The 16,208-nt window shown below is 66.6% G+C and carries 13 protein-coding genes; 7 read left to right on the top strand and 6 right to left on the bottom strand.

The annotated features are described in order from the left end of the window. Position 1: 1 nt before the first annotated feature. From GEV05_14745 to GEV05_14720, 6 genes are all read right to left on the bottom strand, one after another. Positions 2–2,923 (bottom strand): ATP-dependent DNA ligase, encoded by a 2,922-nt coding sequence (locus GEV05_14745; protein ID MPZ44629.1) that lies wholly within the window; start codon positions 2,921–2,923, stop codon positions 2–4. A 31-nt stretch (positions 2,924–2,954) separates the two neighbouring features. Next, positions 2,955–3,773 (bottom strand): tetratricopeptide repeat protein, encoded by an 819-nt coding sequence (locus GEV05_14740; GenBank protein ID MPZ44628.1) that lies wholly within the window; start codon positions 3,771–3,773, stop codon positions 2,955–2,957. Positions 3,774–3,783: 10 nt separating this feature from the next. Then, positions 3,784–4,710 carry a Ku protein gene (locus tag GEV05_14735; GenBank protein ID MPZ44627.1) on the bottom strand — a complete coding sequence of 309 codons (927 nt, stop codon included), beginning with the start codon at positions 4,708–4,710 and terminating at the stop codon, positions 3,784–3,786. Positions 4,711–4,902: 192 nt separating this feature from the next. Further along, positions 4,903–5,403 (bottom strand): hypothetical protein, encoded by a 501-nt coding sequence (locus GEV05_14730; GenBank protein MPZ44626.1) that lies wholly within the window; start codon positions 5,401–5,403, stop codon positions 4,903–4,905. A 7-nt stretch (positions 5,404–5,410) separates the two neighbouring features. Beyond that, entirely contained in the window at positions 5,411–6,199 is a 789-nt protein-coding gene (locus GEV05_14725; GenBank protein ID MPZ44625.1) for a YgcG family protein, read from the bottom strand. Between the two features lie 160 nt (positions 6,200–6,359). Continuing rightward, the gene (locus GEV05_14720; GenBank protein ID MPZ44624.1) at positions 6,360–7,019 is read right to left on the bottom strand and encodes a LemA family protein; all 660 of its coding nucleotides are present in this window, start codon (positions 7,017–7,019) and stop codon (positions 6,360–6,362) included. 406 nt (positions 7,020–7,425) lie between these two features. Here GEV05_14720 and GEV05_14715 point away from each other — a divergent pair, with 406 nt between their 5' ends. From GEV05_14715 to GEV05_14685, 7 genes are all read left to right on the top strand, one after another. Then, positions 7,426–8,733, top strand: a complete 1,308-nt coding sequence (locus GEV05_14715; GenBank protein MPZ44623.1) for a M24 family metallopeptidase — start codon at positions 7,426–7,428, stop codon at positions 8,731–8,733. Positions 8,734–8,892: 159 nt separating this feature from the next. Beyond that, positions 8,893–10,314 (top strand): FAD-binding protein, encoded by a 1,422-nt coding sequence (locus GEV05_14710; protein MPZ44622.1) that lies wholly within the window; start codon positions 8,893–8,895, stop codon positions 10,312–10,314. Positions 10,315–10,391: 77 nt separating this feature from the next. Next, complete coding sequence (locus tag GEV05_14705; protein ID MPZ44621.1) at positions 10,392–11,417, top strand: pyruvate dehydrogenase (acetyl-transferring) E1 component subunit alpha; 1,026 nt, start codon at positions 10,392–10,394, stop codon at positions 11,415–11,417. Beyond that, positions 11,405–12,382: an alpha-ketoacid dehydrogenase subunit beta gene (locus GEV05_14700; GenBank protein MPZ44620.1), complete on the top strand. Its 978-nt coding sequence runs from the start codon at positions 11,405–11,407 to the stop codon at positions 12,380–12,382. Before GEV05_14705 ends, GEV05_14700 begins: the two co-directional genes overlap by 13 nt. Before the next feature lie 19 nt (positions 12,383–12,401). Next, positions 12,402–13,874: a dihydrolipoyllysine-residue succinyltransferase gene (locus tag GEV05_14695; protein ID MPZ44619.1), complete on the top strand. Its 1,473-nt coding sequence runs from the start codon at positions 12,402–12,404 to the stop codon at positions 13,872–13,874. Between the two features lie 158 nt (positions 13,875–14,032). After that, positions 14,033–14,953 carry an NAD-binding protein gene (locus tag GEV05_14690; GenBank protein ID MPZ44618.1) on the top strand — a complete coding sequence of 307 codons (921 nt, stop codon included), beginning with the start codon at positions 14,033–14,035 and terminating at the stop codon, positions 14,951–14,953. A 751-nt stretch (positions 14,954–15,704) separates the two neighbouring features. After that, positions 15,705–16,208, top strand: a 504-nt coding sequence (locus tag GEV05_14685) for a transposase (GenBank protein ID MPZ44617.1), incomplete at its 3' end; no start/stop codon positions are given.

The following is a 16,208-nucleotide window of genomic DNA, read 5'->3' as shown; positions in this document are numbered from 1 at the left end:
CCTAGGCTTTTCGCCCGGAGCCACTCCGCCGCCCGGGGCGACCATCGGACTTCCGCCCCGCAACGGTCGGACCGGCCAGCGAGCGCGTCAAGTCCTGCTTGGCGCTGAGCGCGTCGCGCCACCGATCCCCGCTACGCTGCAGCCGCTCGATCACATTGTCCATCCGAAAGTCCAGTGGGTGCGCGCGCTCCAGCTCCTCCCAGGTCAACGGCATCGATACCGGGGTGCCCGCAACGCCGCGCGGTGAGTAGGCGACGTTCAAAGTCTTCGCCCGGGCATTCATGTTGTGATCGAAAAAGATCTTGCCGGTGCGCTTGCGCGTGCTCCATTCCATGGTGATGGCGTCGGGATGCTGCTGCATGAGATGCCGGCCGATCGCTTCGCACACGGCCCGGGCCGCGTCGAAGTCGATGGTGCGCACGATCGGAAGGTAGACGTGCAGACCGGTCTTGCCGGAGGTCTTCACGATCGGCTCCAAAGCCATCGAGCGCATCAGCTCGCGCAGCCAGAAGGCAACCTCCTTGCCGCGCTCGAAGGCAACGTCGTTCAACTCCGGTTCCGCGCCCTTCTTCTCCTTGCCCGAATAGATGTACGGGTCGAGATCGAACACGACGTAGTCGGGATAGTTCAGCACCGAGGCTTCGAGCGCTTCGAGCGAGGAGGCATAGTCGAGCGCCGCCTCGGCGAGCTCGGGCGCCGGGTTCGCCCGCGAATGCCAAACGTGGAATTCGAGCGTGCCGATCTGTCCCAGCCACAACAGGGTGACGAGGTTGTTGCACAGGAGGTACTCGTGCTGCTCGCTCTTCGATTCGGAGAACACCTCGACGCGCTCGACGAAGCGCGGCAGCTTGTGCTCCCAGTGCTTCTGGAAGAAGCGCTCGCCGTGGATGCCATCCGGCATGCGGATCATGGTGAGCGGCCGATCGGCGAGATGCGGCAGCATGTAGGGCGACACGCGCGCGAGGTAGCCGATGAAATCCCGCTTGGTGTACGCGCGCTGGTCGAGCTCGCGGTCCTCGGGCCATAGCACCTTGTCGAGATTGGTGAGGGCGATCGTCTCGCCCTGCACTTCGAGCGACATCCTCGCCGCCTTGCCATCGAGCTGCGCGACGACGGCCGCGATGTCATCCGGCGCGTGCCCGGTTTGTTTTGCTTTCGGCTCGCGCGCCCGGCTCGATCGCTCGCTCGTGCGTATCGCACGCCGCCCGCTTTCGTCCGTCATGCGTCGTGCGCGGCCGCGGCTTTCGTCCGCCGACGCGCTCTCAACGGCCGCGCCGGTCGCCTCGACCGGCTTGTCGTCGCGCACGCGCACGAACACCGGCGCGCGTAATAGCCCCAGCGGCGTCACCTCGGCATAGCGCACTTCGACCACGGTCTCGGGTTTCACCCAGGTCGCGCCCTGCACCTCGTCCGGCCGCTCGAGGAACGGCATCGTAGCCGTCTTCAACGGCTCCAGGCGGCGCTTGAGCTCGGCGAGCCGCATGTCGTCGAAGCCCGAGCCGACGCGCCCCACGTACTCGAGCTTCTTCCGCCCGGCCGGCTCGCCGAGCAACAGGGAGCCGAATTGCGAGGCCCGCCAGCCCTTGCCGCGCGTGTAGCCGCCGACCACGAACTCCGACGTATCGACGCGCTTGACCTTCACCCACTGACGCGAGCGCCGGCCGGCTTCGTACTTGCTGTCCCGGCGCTTGGCCACCATGCCCTCGAAGCCCGCTTCGAGGGCGGCCGCATACAGCGCGAGGCCATCGTCTTCCACGTGCACGAGCTGCAGCTGCGCCGAGGGCAGCAGGCACTGTTCGAGGTAACGGCGCCGATCCTCGTAGGGGCGCTCGCGCAGATCGATGCCGGCGAAATACAGCAGGTCGAAGCAGAACAGCACGCACGTGGCCGCCGGGCTACCCGGATCGGCGTGGCGCCCGCCGGGTCTCGGCCCCGGCACCGTATTCTGCAGCGCGTGGAACGACGGCCGGCCTTGCGCGTCGAAGGCGACCAGCTCGCCGTCCAGGATCATCGATTCGATCGCCTGGGCGCGCAACGCCTCCAAAATGTCGGGAAAAGGCTTGTTGAGATCCAGCCCGCCGCGGCGCGAGTGCAGCCGCGCCTCGCCGTCCTTGATGACGGCCAACGCGCGATAGCCGTCGAGCTTCGGTTCGTAGCGCCACCCCGGCCGGTCGAACGGCTCGGATTCGGGCGTGGCCAGCATCGGGGCCATCCCCCGGGGCAAGGGGCTGCGCTTGCCGCTCGGCGTGAGGCGTCGTGCCTCGATTCGCGACACATCGCGACCGGGCCGTGTCAGGTCTTCCAGCGTCACATCCGTCAGCACCGAGTGCGTCGCATCGGTCACCGGCGGCTCGGCGCGCGAGAAGCGGTCGCCATGCTTGAGCAGCAGCCAGTTGTCCGCTTCTTTCTTGTCCGCTTCCTTCATGCGCACCAGCGCAAACGAACCTTTCAGCTTGTGGCCGCGCAGGAAGATGCTGAGCTTGCCGCGCGCGAGCCCTTGCGCGATGCGCCGCTCGGCCCCTTCGCGATCGTCGAATGCGTACTCGCCATGCTCGTCGGGCGAATACACGCCGGTGTCCCAGACGATCACCTCGCCCGCGCCGTACTGCCCCTTCGGGATGACGCCCTCGAACGAGGCGTAGTCGAACGGATGGTCCTCGGTGCGCACGGCCAAACGTTTCTCGCCGGTTACGAGCGAGGGACCGTTCGGCACCGCCCACGACAACAGCACGCCCCCCGCTTCGAGGCGAAAATCCCAGTGCAGGCGCCGCGCCGCGTGCTGTTGCACGACGAACAGGAGCGGGCCGTCGTGGCGCGGCGCCGTGCCGGGCGGCGGCTCGGGTGTGGCCTGGAACGAACGCTTGCGGGCGTAGGTCCGAAGCGGATCGGCGCCGCGTCCGTCACTGGCGCCGGACTGTCTCATCGCGGTGCCTTGCGCCCCGGCTCCGCACGGCTCATCGCGGCGCCTCGCGAACTAACCGTCGATAATCGTTGTAGGCGCGCACCGCGTCCTGCTCGCGCCCGAGCGCGGCATACAGCCGGGCGATGTTGTAGTGCGCGTCGGCCAGCTCGGGATCGGATTGCAGCGCGCTGCGATAGGCGTGAACGGCCTCGGTGGTGCGGCCCAGGTCCTCGCGCAGCACGCCGAGGTTGAACCACAGCACGCTCCTGTCCTCGCACGCCGCGAGCGCCTGCTCGTACACGGCCTCGGCCTCGTCCATGCGCTTCGATTCGTGCAGCAGGCAGCCGAGATTGATGTACGCGCTGAGGTGCGCGCGATCGCAGGCGATCGCTTGGCGGTAATGGGTGCAGGCGCGCTCCGGATCGTCGTCCTCGAGCCCGCAGGCGGTCTCGAAGTGGGCCTTGGCATCGCTCGGCTGGGCGGCGCGCCGCTCGATCACGCGCGGCGTTCCGGCATCGGTCCTGAGATCGAAATCGAGCAGCAGCTGGCCCGAATCGGCCTCCCACTTGAGGTCGCTGTCGTGCACGACCACATCGGCCCCCAACGCGCTCACTCGCAGCCCGCACATCGGCATGGCGGCCGGCAGCAGCGTGCGCAGCCGCCTGAGCGAGCGCACGATCCGGCGCGGAGAAATGTTGGCGGCATGGAGGCTGCGCGCGGTACGCAGCACGATGACATCCTGGAAGGAGAAGCGATATTCGCGATTGCGCGCCCGCTCCGGGGTCACGATCCCTTCCTGCACGAGCCGCCGCACGATGTGGCGGCTCAATCCGGCAAGCTGAACGACCTCGCGCAGAGAATACTCTGCCATGCGGGAGCCATTACTTGCGTGCGCTTTTGCGTGCCGGCGCCGGTGCGGATTCGATACCGGCTGCGCCGGCGCGCTTGGGCGGCTTGCGGCCGCGCGCTTCGGCTGCTGCGGCCGGCGCGCGCTCGGCCGCCGCAGCGGGCGCCCGCTCGGGTGCAGCCTTCTGCTTGCCAAGGCTTGCCCGCAGCGCCTCCATGAGATCGATCACCTGCGCGCCGCCGGTCTCGGACGGGGGCGCCGACACGGAGATCTCCTTGCCTTCGACCTTGCGCTCGATGGCCGCCTCGATGCGCTGCTTGACTGTATCCTCGTACGCCTCGGGGTGGAATTCGTCATTCGAGATCTGTTCGATCAACTGCGTGGCGAGCTTCAGCTCCGGCTCGCGCACTTCCGCCGGCGCGATTTCCAGATCGGCGGCGCGGCGCACCTCGTCGGCGTAGAGCAGCTGCTGCATGATCAGCGCGTCCTCGGTCGGACGCAGCAGAACGATGTATTGCTTGCCACGCGCGGCGTAGCGGCCGAGCGCGCAGCGCCCGGTGCGCCGCATCGCTTCGAGGAACAGCGAATAGGGCTTGGCGCCGCCCTTGTCGGGCGCGAGGTAATAGGCCTTGTCGTAATAGACCGGATCGATCGCGGTGATGGGAATGAACTCGCTCACCTCGACCGCGTGCGTGGCGGTCTCCTCGAGCTCCTTCAGCTCCTCGGGCGTGAACATCACGTACTCGTCCTTGGCGAACTCGTAGCCCTTGGTCATCTCGGCGCGCTCGACCACCACGTCTTCCTTGATGCACATGTACTGCTGGCGCAGGCGCGAGCCGCAGGTCTTGTGCAACAGGTTGAAATGAACCCCGCCGGAAGCCTGGGTCGCGGAATAGAGCTTGACCGGGATCGAGACGAGCCCGAAAGCAATGGTCAGCGAAGCGAGTGAGCGCGCAGCCACGGGGTGCCTCCTGTTGCCATGAATGGGGTTGGCTTGCGTGCCGCATCCAGCGCAAGTCGATTGAATTCTATGCCATTCCGCTAGACGTGGCGGCAGCCGCGGGGCGTTCCAGCGCCCGCCGCTGCCGGCCCTGTCGCGCGGTTGCAACTCCGAACCAGCGTAGGCCGCAGCCGACGTGCCCGGAATTTCGCGTCATACGATGATCACCGGCCGGTCGGGCAGTTCGTCCGGATTGTGCTCGCCCGGCGGGAAGTGCCGGTTCAGAAGCTGCGTCACCTCGCCGATCGCCTCCACGGTGCCGGCTTCGAACACTCCGCCGCGAAACGCGCTTTCCATGCGCCGGCAGATGGCGTCCCACTCGCTTTGCGCAACGAGCCGGCTGATGCCGCGATCGGCCACGATCTCGATGCGGTGATCGACCATTTGCAGGTAGATCAGGACCCCGCTGTTGTGCTCGGTGTCCCAGACTCTCAGTAGCGAAAAAAGCTCCAGTGCCCGGTCGCGTGCACTGCGCCCGCGCAGCACTTCCAGCGGGCTCATGTTGGCTTCCAGCACCAGGCGCAGTTCCCCGCCGTGCGAGCGTTCGGAGACGCCGATCGCGTGCTCGATCCGGTCCAGCGCCGCGCGCGGAAACGGGCGTAGCGCCATGCGATCCAGGATCAGCAGATGCTTCAGTGCGCGCGCAAGCTCCATCGCCGCCTCACCAGCTACCGGAGGCTCCGCCGCCTCCGCCCATGCCTCCCCCGCCGGACCATCCACCGCCACCGCCCCAGGAGCCGCCGCCGCCCCAGCCGCCGCCGTAGTAGCCGCCGCGACGCATGGAACGGCCCATTCCCGCCACACCGAAAACGGTGCTCAGCAGGAAGACGATCAGCGCGACCGCGCCGGCCGCAAGCAGCGAGCCGACGATGAACCAGGCGATGACGGCGCCGATGCCTCCGGTCAGCGCCGCGCCGCCGACGCGCCCGAACATTGCCCGCAGCACGCCTCCGACCACGAACACGAGCGCGAAGCCGATCATCAGCAGGCTCTCGAAGTTGCCGCCCCGGTTTCCGGAACGCCCGCCCTTCGCCTGCGGCGGCGGCAACGGTTCGCCCTCGACGACGCCGATCATGCGCTCGACACCCGCCGAAATGCCGCCGTAGAAATCCTTCTGCTTGAAGCGCGGCGTGATGATCTCGTCGATGATGCGGTTGGCGATGGCGTCGGGCATGACGCCTTCCAACCCGTATTGGGTCTCGATGCGAAGCTTGCGATCCTGCAGCGCGACCAGCAGCAGCGCGCCGTCGTCGATGTCTTTGCGGCCGAGCTTCCACTCGTCCAGCACCCGGCGCGCATACTGCTCGATGGTCTCCGGCTGCGTGGTCGGCACCAGCAGGACTGCGATCTGCGCGCCCTTGCGTGCTTCGAACTCCGCCAGCCGGGTTTCCAGCGCCTGGCGCTGCTCCGCGGTCAACGTGCCGGTGAGATCGGTGACGCGGGCGCTCAACTTCGGCACGGGGACCTGCGCCTGCACCGACGCCGCCGTGCACAGCAAAACGAGCAGCCACGCGACCAGGACCAAGCCGGCAGCCCGGCGGTCGGCCCGGAAGTGACCGGCGGGGTTTGCCAGTCGCAGCGCGATGCTCACTTCGAAAGCCGTTGCAGCCTCACTTCGCGGGTACTGGTGCGGGCGCGGGCGCCGGCGTCGGCGCCGGTGCACCTGCCGGCGGTTTGGCCGGCGCGCCGAAGTCCACCTTGGGCGGCTCGGCGATCGCCTTCTCGTCCTCCACGGTGAAGCTCGGCTTGGTCTTGTAGCCGAACATCATCGCGGTCAGGTTGCTCGGAAACGAGCGCACGGTCACGTTGTACTCCTGCACCGCCTTGATGTAGCGATTGCGCGCCACGGCGACGCGGTTTTCCGTGCCTTCGAGCTGCGCCTGCAGATCGCGAAAGTTCTGGTCCGCTTTCAGCTGCGGGTAGTTCTCGGCCACCACCAGTAACCGCGCCAAGGCCGACGACATCTCGCGTTGCGCAGCGAGAAACTTCTCGAACGCCTCCGGATCGTTGACCAGCTCGGGCGTGGCCTGGATCGAGCCCACTTTCGCACGCGCTGCGGTGACGCCCGTCAGCACCGCCTGCTCGTGCGCAGCATAGGCCTTGACGGTGTTGACGAGATTGGGAATGAGATCGGCGCGCCGCTTGTACTGGTTGAGCACTTCGGCCCACGACGCCTTGATCTGCTCGTCGGTGCTTTGCAACGTGTTGTAGCCGCAGCCGGTAAGGGTCAGGACTGCCATCAAGGCCAGCAGCACGAGACGCACACGCATGGATCGACTCCTCTTGGACGAAGCGCCTGTTAGATAGGGCCGATGGTAGCCCAAACAAGGCCGAGGCCGGATTTCGCGTCTGGATCGAGGCGGGGTGGTGTGTTTCCCCTCCTCTCATGAGGAGGGGTGCCGGCGAAGGAGGCGGGGTGGTGTGGTTTTCAATCGAGGACCACCCCGTCCGCGACACTGTCGCGTCCAGCCCCTCCTTGTCAGGCGGGGAGTGGTTTTCTCCATGCTGAAGCAGGTTGTTCGCAGTCGCCCCGTGCGCGGTCGCCCTCCTCCTTGACCCATCAGCCCTTATTGCCTAGTCTGCGGCGCGGGAATGAAGCGCGCTGCCTGGGGCCACCGTAGCACAGACGACGTGCGCAAATGGCAACCACGAAAACATACGTAAGCGAGGAGCCAGATGGCAAAGCGGTCCAAGCGCCCCGAGGCAATCCCGGTCGATCCAGCCGATCTGAACCCCGGGCATCGCTGGCACCGGCCGCTGCAGGCCCCCGGCGTGAGCCAGGTCGATTTCGAGGAGCGCGTCGATTTCCAGCGCCTGCACCGCTACCGGCTCGCCCGCACCCGCCAGGCGCTGGCCGCATCGGGTATGGGCGCGATACTGTGCTTCGATCAGCACAACATCCGCTACATATCGAGCACCGTGATCGGCGAGTGGGCGCGCGACAAGCTGATCCGCTACACGCTGCTCACCGGCAACGGCACGCCGTGGGTGTGGGATTTCGGCTCGGCCGCGCGGCATCACAAGCTCTACTGTCCCTGGCTCGCCGAGGACCATTGCCTCGCGGGCAACCCCGGCATGCGCGGCGCCATCGGGCCCAAGGTGGGGCTGTTCGAGGCGGCGGCGAAGGAGATCAAGGACATCCTGCTGCGCGAGGGCGTGGCCGACATGCCCTTGGGGCTGGACGTGTGCGAGCCCGGCATGCTGTTCGCATTGCAGAAGCAGGGGATCGAGGTGCGCGACGGGCAGCAGATGATGCTTGCCGCGCGCGAGGTGAAGAGCCACGACGAGATCACGCTGCTCAACACGGCCTCGGCCATGGTGGACGGGGTCTACCAGGACATCATGGAGGCGCTGAAGCCCGGAGTGAAGGAGAGCCAGATCGTCGCACTCGCGACCAAGAAGCTCTACGAGCTCGGTTCCGATTGCGTCGAGGCGATCAACGCGATCGCCGGCGAGCGCTGCAGCCCGCATCCGCACAACTTCACCGATCGACTCATCCGCCCAGGCGACCAGGCGTACTTCGACATCATCCAGTCCTTCATGGGCTATCGCACCTGCTACTACCGCACCTTCGCGGTCGGGAAAGCGAGCCCGGCGCAGATCGACGCCTACAAAAAGGCGCGCGAATGGATGGACGGGGCGATCGACATGCTGGAGCCCGGAATGTCGACGGACAAGGTGGCGCGGGCTTTCCCCAAGAGCACCGAGATCGGGTTCGAGACCGAAATGGCGGCGTTCGGGCTCAATTTCTGCCACGGGCTGGGGCTCGGGCTGCACGAGCGTCCCCTCATCTCGCGCCTGAATTCGTTCAAGGACCCGTACGAGCTCAAGGCCGGCATGGTGTTCGCAGTGGAAACGTTCTGCCCGGCGGCCGACGGGATCTCGGCCGCGCGCATCGAGGAGGAGGTGGTCCTCACGCCGGACGGGGCGAAAATCATCACGCTCTTCCCGGCGCAGGAACTGCCGGTTTCAAACAAGTATTAGCTGGGGTCAGGTCTTGCTTGTTGCATTCCGCACTGACTGCCTTGCAACAGGCAAGACCTGACCTCGCAAGGCTTGCGCATGCTTTAATTGCGAACGAAGCGCATTGTCTGGATTCCCGCCTGCGCGGGAATGACGAATCCCGGGACGCTGTTTCCAGCCATGACGTTCACGTCTGAACAAAATCGAGCCTGGCCCCTTTTTCGGGATGAGCTGGCAGTTCGCTTCGGCGAGCGCTTCACCACCGCGCAATCGATACGCGAGCGGCATGGGCAGGACGAATCGTGGCATGCGCCGGCGCCGCCGGACGCCGTCGTCTTCCCGCTAACCACCGACGAGGTGGCCGAGATCGTGCGCGCCTGCGCGCGCTACCGCGTGCCGATCGTTCCGTTCGGCGTCGGCACCTCGCTCGAAGGCCACGTCGCCGCCCTGCATGGCGGGATCTGCGTCGACATGAGCCGTATGAACCGGGTGCTCGCAGTCAATGCCGAAGACATGGATGCGCGCGTCGAAGCGGGCGTCACGCGCAAGCAATTGAACACCGAGCTCAAGGACACGGGGCTGTTCTTTTCCGTCGACCCGGGAGCAGACGCAACCCTCGGCGGCATGGCGGCCACGCGCGCATCCGGCACGACCAGCGTGCGCTACGGCACCATGCGCGAGAACGTGCTCGGGCTCACGGTGGTGCTCGCCGACGGCCGCGTCATCCGTACCGGCAGCCGCGCCCGCAAATCCTCGACCGGCTACGATCTCACGCGGCTTTTCGTCGGCTCCGAGGGCACGCTCGGCGTGATCACCGAAGTCGCGGTGCGCCTGCACGGCGTGCCGCCCGCCATGAGCGCCGCGGTGTGCGCCTTTCCCACGCTGCAGGCCGCGGTCGACACGGTGATCGAGACCATCCAGTCGGCGATCCCGGTCGCACGCATCGAGCTGCTGGACGAGATGCAGGTGCGCGGCGTCAACAACTATTCGAAGATGAACCACGCGGAAGCGCCGACGCTGTTCTTCGAGTTTCACGGTACCGAGGCCGGTGTGGCCGAGCAGGCCGAAATGGTGGGCGAGCTCGCGCGCGGCAACGGCGGCAGCGATTTCCGCTGGGCAACGCGTCCCGAGGAGCGCAATCGGCTGTGGCAGGCGCGGCACGATGCCTACTACGGCGGCCTGTCGCTGCGAGCCGGCGCGCGCGGTTATGTCACCGACGTGTGCGTACCGATCTCGCATCTGGCCGAGTGCGTGACGGCCACCAAGCAGGACATCGAGCGTTCCGGCCTGATCGCGCCGATCGTCGGCCATGTCGGCGACGGCAATTTCCATCTCGTCATCCTGGTCGACCCGGACAATGCCGAGGAAGTGGCGCGCGCAGCCGCGCTCAACGAGCAGGTCGTGCGCCGCGCGCTCGCGCACGGCGGCACCTGCAGCGGCGAACACGGGGTCGGCTACGGCAAGCTGCCCTTCATGGGTGCCGAGCACGGCGATGCGCTGGCGCTCATGCACACCATCAAGTTCGCGCTGGACCCGCACAATCTGATGAACCCCGGCAAGATCATCGCGGGCAGCGCGCCCGGCGCCGGAACCGCCTCATGAATCTGAGGGAACGACGCAAGCGCCGCGACTCGGCGCTCGGACCGGGCGCCCTGCACGGAGCCATGGAGAACGATCACATGACGGCACTCGATCAACCGCGGCCGGTCTCGGTGGCGGACGACGATATCGGCCGCGAGAAGCGGCTGCGGATGTTTCGCCTGCTGCTGGAGCTGCGGCTCACCGAGAAGCGCGCCTACGACCTCTTCCTGCAGAACCTGGTCAAGGGCACGAGCCATCTTTCGCTCGGCCAGGAAGCAGTCGCAGCCGGGTTCGCGCTCGGCATGCGGCGCGACGACTACACCTTCTGCACCTATCGCGGTCATGCCCACACCCTGGCGCGCGGGGTATCGATGACGGGCGTGCTGGGCGAATTGATGGGGCGAGAATGCGGCGTCACCGGCGGCAAGGGCGGCTCGATGCATTTGACCTCGGTCGAGCACGGCGCGATGGGCTCCTACGCCATCATCGGCGCGCATCTGCCGGTGGCATGCGGCGCTGCCTGGTCGGCGCAGTACCGAGGCACCGATCAGGTGACGGTCTGCTTCTTCGGCGACGGTACCACCAACATCGGCACATTCCACGAAGCGCTCAACTTCGCCGTGATCTGGAAGCTGCCGGTGGTGTTCGTGTGCGAGAACAACCTTTACATGGAATACACGCCGATCGGGACAGTGACCGCGGTCGAGCATCCGGCCGCCGATCGTGCCGCGGCTTACGGCTTGCCGCGAGTCATCGTCGACGGCAACGATGCCGACGCCGTGTTCCGAACCGCCTCGCAAGCGTTCGCCCGCGCCCGCGCCGGTGAAGGGCCCGCGCTGATCGAAGCGATGACCTATCGCCACAGCGGCCACTCGCGCGCCGATCCGGCGCAATACCGGCCCAAGGGCGAGCTCGAGCAGTGGTTGCAGCGCGACCCGATCAAGATCTATCGCGAGCGGTTGGTCTCGCTCGGATTCGCCGAGACGGATCTCGGCGCAATCGAAGCCGATACCGAGCGCCGCGTGAACGAAGCGACCGAGGCCGCCAAGGCTTCGCCCCCGCCGCCGCTGTCGCTCATCGAAAAGGACGTTTGGGCCGACGGAGGCGCGGCATGGCGGAACTGACCTACCGCGACGCGGTGGCGGCCGGCATCGCGCAGGAAATGGCGCGCGACGAGCGTGTGGTGTTCCTGGGCGAGGATATCGGCGCTGCGGGCGGCGTGTTCAAAGCCACGGTGGGCCTGTTCGAGCGCTTCGGCCCACGGCGCGTGCGCGATACGCCGATCTCCGAGCAGGCGATCATCGGTGCCGCGATGGGTGCGGCGATGACGGGGCTCAAGCCCATCGCCGAGATCATGTTCTCGGATTTCTTCGGCGTGTGCTGGGACATGATCGCGAACGAGATCGCGAAGACGCGCTACATGACCAACGGCCAGATCTCGTTGCCGCTCGTCATCCGCACCGCCAACGGCGCCGGGTCGCGCTTCGGCGCGCAGCATTCGCAAAGCGTCGAGAACTGGGCCATGGCGATCCCGGGGCTCAAGGTGGTCGCGCCTTCGACCCCCGCGGACGTGAAGGCGCTCATCGCCGCGGCGGTGCGCGATCCCGACCCGGTGATCGTGTTCGAGCACAAGTCGCTCTATCCGATCAAGGGCGAGGTTCCGGACGGCGAGACGGTCGATACGCTCGGCACCGCGAAGATCCTGCGCGCGGGCAAGGACTGCACGATCGCCGCGCTCGCGCTCATGGTGCCGCGGGCGCTGGAAGCGGCCGAACGGCTGCACGCCGAGGATGGCATCGCGTGCGAAGTCATCGACGTGCGCTCGCTCGTGCCGCTCGATACGCGCACGCTGCTTTCCTCGGTGGGCAAGACCGCGCGCCTGTACACCGTGGAAGAAAATCCGCGTCTTTGCGGCTGGGGCGCGGAGATCGCCTCGATCGTCGCGGAGGAAGGCTTCTGGAGCCTCGATGCGCCGATTGTGCGCATCACCACGCCGCATATTCCGCTGCCGGCCGCCGACGCGCTCGAAGACGCAACGATTCCATCGGTGGAGCGCATCGTCGAGACGGTTCGCCGCACCATGGGTTGAGAGACGGGAAGGCAGCCGCATGGACATCCTCATGCCGCAGCTCGGCGAAACAGTCGCCGAGGGAACGGTCACCAACTGGTACAAGAAGATCGGCGAAAGCGTGCGGGCCGACGAGGCGCTGTTCGACGTCGAAACCGACAAGGTGGCAACCGAGATTCCTTGCCCGGTGGCAGGCGTGCTGGCCGAGGTCCTCGTGCCTGCGGGAACGACAGTAAAGGTGGGTACGCGCCTCGCAGTGGTCCGGTCGGCCGGCGAGCAGGTCGCTGCGGCGGGGCCGACTCGAGAGAACACTGACGTCCGCCGGTCGGTCGCTGCCGCGCAAGCGGAAGCCCGGAGCCCGGCTTCGCTTCTGGATTCCCGCGTGCGCGGGAATGACAACGCCCAATACCCGGATGCTGGCACTGCTCCCTCGATAGCAGCAGAACGCGACTCGCAGCAAAAGCTCTCGCCGGTGGTGCGGCGGCTCCTCGCCGAGCACGGGCTCGATGCAGCGGCCATCCGTGGCAGCGGCCGGGACGGCCGCGTGACGCGCGACGATGTACAGGCATTCCTGGCGCACCGGGCGCCCGCCATGCAACCGGCATCGAGCGCCGAGGCGGCCGTGCCGTTCGTGGTCGCTCGCGGACCCGGCGCCGCGGCGGCGGAGCCCATGCCGATGCCAGCGCCCGTACCAGCGAGCCGGCTAGTTCCTGGCTCCCCTCTCCCTCCGGGAGAGCGGCCGGGGGTGAGGGAAATTGAGCCGGCGACGGCTGAGTACGCCGCCTCGCGTGTCGCGCAGGCCGGAGAAGTGATCGTCCCCCTCAACAACATCCGCCGCCGCTCCGCCGCGGCCATGACGCGCGCCTGGCAAGTGGTTCCACATGTGCTGCAGGCGGTCGAGGCGGACTACTCGCGCATCGAGCAGGCGCGCCGCGCCAGGCAGGCGGCGTGGCAGGCGCGCGAAGGCTTCGAGCTCACCTACCTGCCCTTCCTCGCCTGGGCCGTGTGCCAGGCCTTGCAGCGCTACGAACAGCTCAATGCACGCATCGACGGCGACAACCTGGTGGTTTCGCGCCGCGTGCAGCTCGGCATCGCGGTCGACCTGAACCACGAAGGCCTGGTGGTTCCGGTGATCCGGGATGCACAGGATCGAAACGTACCGGCGCTGGCGCGCGAAATCCGTCGGCTCGCGCTCGCGGCCCGAGGCAATAAGCTCAAGCCCGACGACTTGTCGCAGCCGACGTACACGATCTCGAATTCGGGCGTGTTCGGCACGCTCATCACCGCGCCCATCGTCAACCCGCCGCAGGTCGCAATTCTTTCCACCGACGGGGTGAGCAAGCGTCCGGTCGTGGTGGAAGCGCCGGAAGGCGACAGCATCGCGGTGCGTCCGGTCGGGGTGCTGGCGCAGTCGTTCGACCATCGGGCCGTCGACGGCGCCTACTCGGCGGCTTTCCTCAAGGAGTTGAAGCGGATCGTCGAGACACGCATGTGGATCGACGATGTGGTGTAGCTCGTAGCTGTGTAGACCGTAATCGTCGTCATTCCCGTGAAACGGGAATCCAGGCAGAGGATGGTTCAGCGAGACGCACGCCATCCTGGATTCCCGCGTGCGCGGGAATGACGGCACGGTCGGTTCACGAAACACTCTTACGCACGGGAAACGGGACAATGAACCAGCACAAGCTCGGATGGATCGGCATCGGCCGCATGGGCTACGCCATGGCGCAACTGCTCGCCAAGGCGGGCTGCGATCTCTCGGTATGGAACCGCACTCGCGCCAAAGCCGAGCCGCTGAAGGAGTACGGCGCCAAGGTGGTCGACAAGCTCACGGATCTTGGCGCGTGCGACATCGTGTTCACGATGGTGTCGACCGGCAAGGACGTAAAGGAGGTGCTGTACGGGCCCAACGGGGTCATGTCGGGCGGGAAGGCGCCGAAGATCGTGGTCGATTCGACCTCGATCTCGATCCCGGAGTCGGCCGAGATTCGCGCCGAATTGACCAAGCGGGGCGTAAAGCTGCTGGCCGCGCCGGTCTCCGGCAATGCCAAGGTCATCAAGGCCGGCAAGCTCACCTTCGTCGCGTCCGGCCCGCAGGATGCCTACGACACCGTGCTGCCCTACCTGAGCGCGGTCGGCTCGGGCGTCACCTACGTCGGCGACGGCGAGCTCTCGCGCATCGCCAAGATCTGCCACAACGTCATGCTGGGCGTCGTGATCCAGAATTTGTGCGAGATCACACTGCTCGCGCAGAAGGCCGGCATGCAGCGCCACGCCTTCCTCGACTTCCTTAACAAGAGCGTGATGGGCTCGATGTTCACGCGCTACAAGACGCCGGCGCTCGTGAATCTCGATTTTGCCGTCACCTTCACGCCCGAGCTGCTGCGCAAGGACATCGAACTCGGCCTTTCGGCGGCGAAGGAGCTCGGTGTGCAGATGCCGCTTGCATCGATCACCCGCGACATGGTGCAGACGCTCATCGACAACGGCTACACCGACCAGGACTTCGCGACGCTGATCATGCTGGGCGCGAAGGCTTCGGGCATGGAGCTGAAGGCCGAGAACGTCGAGGTGGGCGACGGGTTGTCGTAGGAAACTCATTCCCCTCCTGACGAGGGGCGGGACTACTCATTCCCTTCCTGACAAGGAGGGGCTGGACGCGACAATGTCGCGGACGGGGTGGTTTGCAGCAAAACCACACCACCCCGGCGCTTCGCGCCACCCCTCCTCGTGAGAGGAGGGGAAGGCACTAGAGATTTCCCCTCCTTACCAAGGAGGGGCTGGACGCGACAGTGTCGCGGACGGGGTGGTCCGCGATCGAAAACCACACCACCCCGGCGCTTCGCGCCACCCCTCCTCGTGAGCAGTATTAGCCCGCAGGCGGGCAGGCGCGGTTAAGAAACCTGAAGTGGTAAGGTGAACGACCGCGCGCTATGACCGACACCTCACTGGTGCCTTGTGCCCGGTCGTGAGCATGGTCGGGGTTTCGTCGGCGACACTGGTGAGCGCTGTAGAGGCGCATCCCGCTTGAGAGATTGAGTCGATACGACGAGCCCATTGGCGCGGCCGTTCAAGCCCATTATGGAGCAAACGATGGCGATGCGCAGTTCATGGGAAGTGGCCTACCCGAATGCGGCAGGGATTGATGTCGGGGGTTCGATGCACTTTGTGGCAATACCGCCGGATCGGGGCGCTGAGGTGGTGCGCAATTTCGGGGTGAGTACGGCTGAATTGCACCGAATGGCGCAGTGGTTGATCGACTCGGGCGTCGATACGGTGGCGATGGAGTCCACGGGGGTGTATTGGATCCCGGTCTTTGAGGTGCTGGAGCGGCGAGGCTTGCGTGTGGGTGCTGGTCAACGCTCGGCACGTGCACAATGTGCCCGGGCGCAAGTCCGACGTTCTGGACTGCCAATGGCTGCAGCAGTTGATGAGTTTCGGACTGCTGCAAGGCGCTTTCCGCCCTGAGGATCGGGTGTGTGCGCTTCGAGCGCTAAGCCGTCATCGCGACACGCTGATTACGGAGCAAGCTCGCCAGGTTCAGCGCATGCAGAAGGCGCTGGTGCAGATGAACGTGCAACTCGGTGACGTGCTCTCCGATGTGGTGGGCGCCAGTGGCCAGGCGATTGTGCGCGCCATCGTAGCCGGGGAGCGCTCCCCGGCTCGGCTGGCCGGGCTATGCCGGCGCGGAATCAAAGCCCGGCCCGAACAGCTCGAACAGGCGCTCCAGGGCAATTGGCGCGAGGAGCACCTGTTCGTGCTGACGCAGGCGCTGGCAATGTACGACAGCGTGGCGCAACGTGTGGTCGAGTGCGACAGCAAGATCGAGGCGCTTCTCGCCCCGTTG

This window comes from Betaproteobacteria bacterium, assembly GCA_009377585.1.
Taxonomy (GTDB): domain Bacteria; phylum Pseudomonadota; class Gammaproteobacteria; order Burkholderiales; family WYBJ01; genus WYBJ01.
This window is presented reverse-complemented; position numbering and strand designations above follow the sequence as displayed.

What these genes read in the sequence shown, in the direction of transcription:
- GEV05_14690 (MPZ44618.1), top strand. Translation starts at nt 14,033, where the DNA reads ATGAACCAGCACAAGCTCGGATGGATCGGCATCGGCCGCATGGGCTAC.
- GEV05_14730 (MPZ44626.1), bottom strand. Translation starts at nt 5,403, where the DNA reads ATGGAGCTTGCGCGCGCACTGAAGCATCTGCTGATCCTGGATCGCATG.
- GEV05_14710 (MPZ44622.1), top strand. Translation starts at nt 8,893, where the DNA reads ATGACGTTCACGTCTGAACAAAATCGAGCCTGGCCCCTTTTTCGGGAT.
- GEV05_14720 (MPZ44624.1), bottom strand. Translation starts at nt 7,019, where the DNA reads ATGCGTGTGCGTCTCGTGCTGCTGGCCTTGATGGCAGTCCTGACCCTT.
- GEV05_14700 (MPZ44620.1), top strand. Translation starts at nt 11,405, where the DNA reads ATGGCGGAACTGACCTACCGCGACGCGGTGGCGGCCGGCATCGCGCAG.
- GEV05_14695 (MPZ44619.1), top strand. Translation starts at nt 12,402, where the DNA reads ATGGACATCCTCATGCCGCAGCTCGGCGAAACAGTCGCCGAGGGAACG.
- GEV05_14715 (MPZ44623.1), top strand. Translation starts at nt 7,426, where the DNA reads ATGGCAAAGCGGTCCAAGCGCCCCGAGGCAATCCCGGTCGATCCAGCC.
- GEV05_14740 (MPZ44628.1), bottom strand. Translation starts at nt 3,773, where the DNA reads ATGGCAGAGTATTCTCTGCGCGAGGTCGTTCAGCTTGCCGGATTGAGC.
- GEV05_14745 (MPZ44629.1), bottom strand. Translation starts at nt 2,923, where the DNA reads ATGAGACAGTCCGGCGCCAGTGACGGACGCGGCGCCGATCCGCTTCGG.
- GEV05_14705 (MPZ44621.1), top strand. Translation starts at nt 10,392, where the DNA reads ATGACGGCACTCGATCAACCGCGGCCGGTCTCGGTGGCGGACGACGAT.